The sequence below is a fragment of the Methylibium sp. T29 genome (assembly GCF_000576205.1).
GTDB classification, from domain to species: domain Bacteria; phylum Pseudomonadota; class Gammaproteobacteria; order Burkholderiales; family Burkholderiaceae_C; genus Methylibium; species Methylibium petroleiphilum.
On record NZ_AZND01000477.1, the window covers coordinates 1 to 1,425 of the forward strand.

The window sequence follows — 1,425 nt, forward strand, 5'->3', positions numbered from 1 at the left end:
CGCGAGTAGTCGACCGTGCGACCGTCGTCGGGCGTCGTCGTCAGGCCGAACGGCGGCAGGTCGACGGCCACCACACGCCATCCGGCCGCCGCCAGTGCGTCGGGCAGGCCGAACCACGTGCCACTCCACGCGCCGGTGCCGTGGGTGAGCAGCAGCGCAGGTCGGTGGGGCGGCCCCATTCCTGCAGGTGGAGCCGCGCGTCGCCGACGTCCACCCAGCGGCCGGCGGCGCCCGCCAGTTGCTCGGCGCTCTGCGTCTCGCGCTGCGCCCGGGCGTGCTGGCTCCAGGCGATCCAGGCCGAGAGCGCGAGCGCCAGCACGGCCACCAGCAACAGCGCCGCAGCAACCACGTGCCGGGCGATGCGCCCGGCGAGGCTCGGGCGGGCAGGACGCCGCCGCCTGTCCTTCGGAGGCGCGCGCATCCTCAGAAGTCGTAGACGTGTTCCACCACCACCTGCCCCGCCGAGGCCTGCGCGCGCCGCAGCTCGGCGGCGAGCCGCGCCACCGGCACCGCGAAGACGACGCGCTTGCGCCCGGGCTGCGTCAGCACCGGCTGCTCGAACAGCGTGCGCACGCTGGCCGCCGACCAGTTGGCGGGCACCAGCACGCTCACCACCACCTCGCCATCGTTGCCGGCGATCTGCCGGAAGTCGATGCCCTGGTCCGCGAGCCAGGTGCTGTAGGCGGTGAAGGCTTCGTAGCGCGGCACGGTGGCCAGCACCGGCGCACCCGCCTCGGCCGCGGCCAGCGGCTGGTAGTCGGGGTGCTGCGGATCGGCCTGCGGCGCCGCGCTCAGCAGCACGGCGGTGACCGGCTTCGGCGCGTCGTAGAGGCTCTGGGTGCCGAGCTTGATGAGCCGCGCATAGCCCTCCTTCACCAGCAGCTCCGAGGTGAGCGCGAAGCGGCGCTCCCAGCGCCGCACGAGATTCGGCCCGCCGGTCGGCGCGGCCGACCACAGCGCGCGCAGTTGCTGCCAGAAATCGAACTGGTACCACGGCTCGACGCGGATGAAGTCGACGTAGGCCTGCGCGTAGCGCGCCGCGAACTGCTCTTCCGGCACCGACTCGTCCGAACGCAGCGCCTCGGCGAGGCGCCCGATCGTCCGTTCGTACAGGCCCTTGAGGCCGTACTCCACCGTGGTGCTGACGCCGATCACCATCACCATCAGGTGGTAGCCGCCGTTGAACGGGTACTTCTCGATCTCGCGGCTCACGCTCGCATACGACTGCCAGAACTGGCCGATGTGCGAGAACAGCGGGAAGCTGCTCGGGTGGCCGCTGCGCGACAGGTAGGCCGCGTACTCGGCCGGGCTGTGCACCAGGTACCACTCGGGGAAGGTGAGGAAGGTCTGGTCGGGCGTGCGGCCGGTGTTCGGGTGGCGTGGCCGGCAGCGTGGCCGCCCCGTCCTGCGCCAGCGCTGCGGCGC

The 1,425-nt window shown here is 72.8% G+C and carries 1 protein-coding gene; it reads right to left on the reverse strand.

Annotated features, from left to right (window positions below; all coding sequences use genetic code 11):
- Window positions 1-423: 423 nt before the first annotated feature.
- Window positions 424-1,425 (reverse strand): hypothetical protein (locus x551_RS26050; protein WP_036251609.1); only part of this gene is annotated, 1,002 nt, incomplete at its 5' end.